Below are 628 nucleotides of genomic sequence, written 5' to 3' on the forward strand. Positions count from 1 at the left end.
ATCGACCAACCACTAAGGAAGCGCAAGGTACTTATCGTGAGGTAAGGGCTGGAGGAAGCGTGGAATAAAATCTTGGCTCGACGAACAGGAATCTGATACTAAGGCTCTATAAAGGGATTAAACTCCAAGACAAGTTAAAGTCCAAAAGATGTGCGTAACTTTATAGAGTAAATCAGGCGAGTAAAAGAGGAAAGATAGGTGTCTTACCCTGGGAGGTCTTGCGGATATACAGAAGTACAGTCGAAAAAGGTTAGTCGCAAGAAGTCAGCAGAAGCCATAGTAATGAAATAATTTCATGAAGGGCTGAACAATTTATAGTGTTTCAACGCCACGAATGCGTAAGTGACGAACTCCGAATGTGTTAATGGTGAAAGTATGAGCGTACCTCAAATAATAACCTAAATGGAGATATCACTTACTACGTGAGAGGAAAGGAGAGACGAGTGTGGAACTTTTAGAACAAATCCTAAGTAATAAAAATATGAACGAAGCCTACATACGTGTCTATAAAAATAAAGGTGCAAGTGGGGTCGACGGAGTAACAGTCGACGGACTAAAGCAATACCTGAAAGAGAACAAAGATGAACTGCGTCAGCGCATCAGAACAAGAAAATACCAACCACAAGCT

At 41.1% G+C, this 628-nt stretch carries 1 pseudogene; it reads left to right on the top strand.

Features of this window, described 5'->3' with window-relative positions:
- Positions 1–445: 445 nt before the first annotated feature.
- Positions 446–628 (top strand): annotated as a pseudogene (locus tag N0M92_RS29225) (group II intron reverse transcriptase/maturase); the annotation flags it as partial.

It is taken from the genome of Peribacillus aracenensis (assembly GCF_025175645.1).
In the GTDB taxonomy this organism is placed as follows: domain Bacteria; phylum Bacillota; class Bacilli; order Bacillales; family DSM-1321; genus Peribacillus; species Peribacillus aracenensis.